3 protein-coding genes and 1 pseudogene are annotated in these 4,411 nt (G+C 78.8%); 3 read left to right on the forward strand and 1 reads right to left on the reverse strand.

Going from position 1 to position 4,411, the window contains the following annotated elements; genetic code table 11:
• Positions 1-2,036 (forward strand): annotated as a pseudogene (locus tag FA014_RS20280) (hypothetical protein); the annotation flags it as partial.
• A 9-nt stretch (positions 2,037-2,045) separates the two neighbouring features.
• Here the strand turns inward: FA014_RS20280 and FA014_RS18260 are convergent.
• Entirely contained in the window at positions 2,046-2,804 is a 759-nt protein-coding gene (locus FA014_RS18260; RefSeq protein WP_230323382.1) for a TIGR03089 family protein, read from the reverse strand.
• 181 nt (positions 2,805-2,985) lie between these two features.
• Here FA014_RS18260 and FA014_RS18265 point away from each other — a divergent pair, with 181 nt between their 5' ends.
• Positions 2,986-3,315: a WhiB family transcriptional regulator gene (locus FA014_RS18265; protein WP_154731043.1), complete on the forward strand. Its 330-nt coding sequence runs from the start codon at positions 2,986-2,988 to the stop codon at positions 3,313-3,315.
• 26 nt (positions 3,316-3,341) lie between these two features.
• A partial coding sequence (locus tag FA014_RS18270) for a glycosyltransferase family 2 protein (RefSeq protein WP_154731044.1) occupies positions 3,342-4,411 on the forward strand: 1,070 nt, incomplete at its 3' end.

Consider the following 4,411-nt stretch of genomic DNA (forward strand, 5'->3'; position numbering starts at 1 on the left):
CCGACCGCCTCCCGGTCCTGCTGCTGGCCCTCGGGGTCGCGGCGCTCCTCGCGGTGCTGCTCGGGCAGTTCCGCCCCGTGGTGGTGCTGCCGCTCGCGGCGCTGCTGGCCGTGGCCACCTGGCGGCTCGTGCCGGCGCCGCCGCCGGCGACCCGCGCGCACCTGGGTGCCCTGGCCGCCGTGGTGGCCCTGGTGGCCGCCTGGGTCGCGCTCGGGCTGCGGTCCGTCGCCGAGTACGTGGTGGTCAACCGCGATCCCGGCTTCCTCACGCTCCAGGCGCTCTGGCTCACCGACCACCCGGCGGCGCCGATCCCCGTGGGCGCCGCCGAGACCGCCGCGGCCGCCGCTGCCGGGGCCGGCGCCGGCACGGAGGCGTTCTGGCTGCACGACGGGCTGCTGCACGCGCAGGGCAACACGCTGGTGCCGGCGCTGCTGGCGGTGCAGGGCTGGGCCGGCGGCGAGCGCGCCGTGCTGGCCGGCAACCTGCTGCTGGGCGCGGTGGGGATCCTCGCCGTGTTCGGCGCGGCGCGGCGGTTCGCCGGGCCGGTGTGGGCGCTGGTGCCGACCGCCGCCCTGGCGCTCAGCCTGCCGTACCTGGAGCTGACCCGGGCGGCCTACACCGAGCCGGTCACCGTGGCGTTCCTGGGCGGCGGCCTCGCCCTGGCGCACGGTCTGTGGCACCAGGCCGGGCCGGGGCCGCGCCCGGTGCCGGGACCCGGGCGGTGGGCGCTCGTCGGGGCGCTGACCGGCGCGACCGCGGCCGCCCGGATCGACGGCGCGGTGGTGGTGGCCGGCCTCGCGCTCGCCGGCCTGCTGCTCGGTGCCACCCCGCTCGGGGCCGCGGACCGGCGCGGGGCGGTGCGCGGGGCGCTCGCCGCCCTCGGCGCGGGCGCCGCCATGGTCGTGCTCGGCATGGCGGACGTGCTGCTGCTGAGCCCGGAGTACGTGCGGATCCACGCGAGCCAGCTCACGGCGCTGCTCACCGCGACCGGCGTCCTCGTGGCGGCGGCGGTCGTGGTGCTGCTCCTGCCGGGACGGGTGCTCGCGCGGGCGCGCGCCGCGGTGCACGCCCGCAGGCGCGTCCTGGGTCTCGCCTCGGCCGCCGTCGTGCTCCTGCTCGGGGTCGTGCTCGCCAGCCGGCCGCTGTGGTGGCAGGGCCGGTACACGGACGCGGCGAGCGGGTTCGGCTACGCGGTCTCCGTGCTGCAGGAGGCGGCGGGGCAGGCGGTCGACCCGGCCCGCTCCTACGACGAGCAGTCCCTCGCCTGGGTGGGCTGGTACCTGGGCGTCCCCGCCGTCGTGCTCGGGTTCGCGGGGCTGGCCCTCCTCGCGTGGCGCGGCGTCGGCCGGCGCGACCCGGCGGCGGTGCTGCTCGTCGCCGTGGTGGGGGTCGCGGCGGTGTTCCCGCTGGTGCGGGTCAGCATCACCCCCGACCAGCTGTGGGCGGTGCGCCGGCTCGTGCCGGCGACGTTCCCGGGGCTGCTGGTGGCCGGGTCCTGCGCGCTGGCGGCGCTGGCGTCCCGGTGGTCGTCACGGACCCCGGGGGCGGCGTGGCAGGCCGGGCGGCGCGCGGCCGCGGCCGTGCTCGCGCTCGGCGTCGCCGCCTTCCCCCTGACCACCTGGGGGTCGGTCGCGTCCCACGTCGAGCTGTCCGGGCGGGCGACGCAGGCGCACGCGGTCTGCGCGGCGCTGGCGGAGCGCGGCGTCGAACGCGTGGTGTGGACCCACTCCAGCCCGTTCCGGTACCTGGCGACGCTCCGGGTGCTCTGCGGGGTCGAGGTCGTGGAATTCGTCGACCCGCCCACGCGGGCCGAGCTCGCCGCCGTGCGCGCCGCGTGGGGCGGGGGACCGGTGGCGGCGCTGTCGTTCGACGTGGACGACTACCCCTGGACCGTCCCGCCGGCGACGTCCGTCGGCGGGACCGCGTCCTCGACCCTGGCCCGCACGCTCACCGGTCCGCCCACGACGCTCGACACCACGTGGAGCGAGGTGTGGCTGGGGCTGGTCGCGCCGGACGGGTCCGTGGTGCCGGACTGAGCCGGCCGCTCAGAGCCGCGCGGTGACCCGCTCCGTCGTCGCGATCCGCTCGGCCCGGTCGGCCGCGTCCCCCGGCTCGGGCCGCAGCAGCACGAGCGACCCGCCGCCCGCCAGCACGCCGAGCGTCGTGAGCAGCGCGGACGCGGTCGCGGCTCGCTCGTCGGCGACCGGCAGCAGCGCCCGGGAGCCCGCCGGGACCGGGGCGGCCCCGAGGGCGGCGGCGACCAGGCCGGCGTGCGGGACGGGCGTCCCGCCGACCTCGAGGGCCGGCTCGGACGGCTCGACCGCCGGCGCCCAGCCGACCACGTCGCCGTAGGTCATCACGGACTGCGCCGCGTCGAGGGCGCCCGGGGGCAGGTCGCCGTCGAAGCGCCGGGCGAGCGCCGGCAGCGCCACGGCGACGACGCCGGCCCCGCGGGGCAGGTCGAGCGCGCCCGGGCGGTCCGAGACCACGACGTCGGCCGTCGCCGCCGCGGCGTGCGCGTCGGTGGCCACCGTCGCGCCGACCCGCCAGGCGGCCAGCGCCCAGACCGCGGTCCGCCAGTGCGGCGGGAGGTCGAGCAGCACGCGCGTCCCGGGGCCGGCGTCGAGCTCCTCGACGAGGAGGTTGGTGGTCTTGCTCACCCAGTTGTCGAGGACCGCCCCGGAGAGCTCGATCCGCTCGCCGGCCGGGCCGTACCAGGTGAGCCGGGGGCGGCCCGGCTCGCTGAGCAGGGCGGACAGGACATCGGCGACGGACGCGGCGGGGCGGGGCGTGGAGAGCGGCACGGGAGCAGCCTAGGTGCCGTGTTCACGCGGATCCGGACATATCGGCCAGGATGGGCTCCGATACCAGTCTTCCGCTTGACTACGCGGAACGACACGCGTGTAATTCGTTGGAACGAGTGGCGCGCGGGACACCGCGGACGCCGACGGACCATCGACACCGAGCACGACGGGGGAGGCACACATGTGGAGTCTGCTCGACGACGAGGGATCCTTCCCGTCCGAGGCGCGTACGACCCAGCCCGAGGCGGTCGCGCCCGTGCTGCCGCTCTTCGGCGCGCCCGAGGACGACGGCATCATGGGCTGGCAGGAGCGCGCCCTGTGCGCCCAGACCGACCCCGAGGCGTTCTTCCCCGAGAAGGGCGGCTCGACCCGCGAGGCGAAGAAGGTCTGCACCGGCTGCGAGGTCCGGGCGGAGTGCCTCGAGTACGCGCTCGCCAACGACGAGCGGTTCGGCATCTGGGGCGGGCTGTCCGAGCGTGAGCGCCGCAAGCTCAAGCGGCGTGTGGTCTGATCGCGCCCGCCGGGGCGCCTGACGTCGTGACCGCCAGCACGCTGCACCCCGGCGCGCCCGCCACGGGCTCCGTCCCCGCCGCCGCCCCGGTGACGGCGGTGGTGGTCGCCCGCGGCGTCACGCCGTTCCTCGCGACGACGCTCCGCGCGGTCGCCGCCCAGACCCGCGCGCCCGCCCGGGTGCTGCTGGTCGACGCGGGCGATCGCCCCGACCCGGGCCTGGCCGCCGTGCTGCGCGACGCGGGCCTGCCCGCCGGCACCACGACGCTGCTGACGGCCCCCGGCGCCCGCAGCTTCGGCGACGCCGTGCGCACCGCGGTGGCGGCCGAGGCGGACCTGCCCGGCGGCGGCGCCCCCTGGCTCTGGCTGCTGCACGACGACGCCGCCCCGGACCCGGCCGCGCTCGCCGAGCTCGTCCGCGCCGTCCAGGCAGCGCCCTCCGTCGGCGTCGCGGGCGTGAAGCAGCGCACCTGGACCGCCCCCGCCCGGCTGCTCGAGGTCGGCGTCCGCACCTCGCGGTCCGGCCGGCGGATGACGGACGTGGAACCCGGCGAGGTCGACCAGGGCCAGCACGACGGGCGCGAGGACGTGCTCGGCGTCGGCGTGGTCGGCGCGCTCGTCCGCCGCGACGTCTGGCAGGAGCTCGGCGGGACCGACCCGGCCCTCGGCCCGTTCGGCGACGGGCTCGACCTGTCCCGGCGCGCCCGCCTGGCGGGGCACCGGGTGCTCGTGGTGCCCTCGGCCGTCGTCCGGCACGCCCAGGCCGGCTACCACGGCCTGCGCGACCCCGGCACCGACCCGGCCTCGATCGTCGACCTCGACGCCGACGGCGAGCCCGACGGCGCCGACCCCCGGCGGTCGTACGCGGCACGCCGGGCCGCCCTGCTGCACCAGCGCCTCGTCTGGGCGCCGCTGCCGCTGGTGCCGTTCGTCGCGGTCATGACCGTGCTCGCCGGGCTGGTCCGGGTGCTGGTCCGGGTCGCCACCAAGGAGCCCGGGCTGGCCGCCGCCGAGCTCACCGCACCCCTGCGCGCCCTCGGCCGCCCCGCCGCCGTCGCCCGCGCCCGGGCCCGGGCCCGCCGCACCCGCAGGGTGCC

Source organism: Cellulomonas hominis (genome assembly GCF_005239125.1).
Taxonomy (GTDB): domain Bacteria; phylum Actinomycetota; class Actinomycetes; order Actinomycetales; family Cellulomonadaceae; genus Cellulomonas; species Cellulomonas hominis_A.

Coding starts and splice junctions, on each gene's coding strand:
- FA014_RS18265 (WP_154731043.1), top strand. CDS start 2,986: ATGTGGAGTCTGCTCGACGACGAGGGATCCTTCCCGTCCGAGGCGCGT.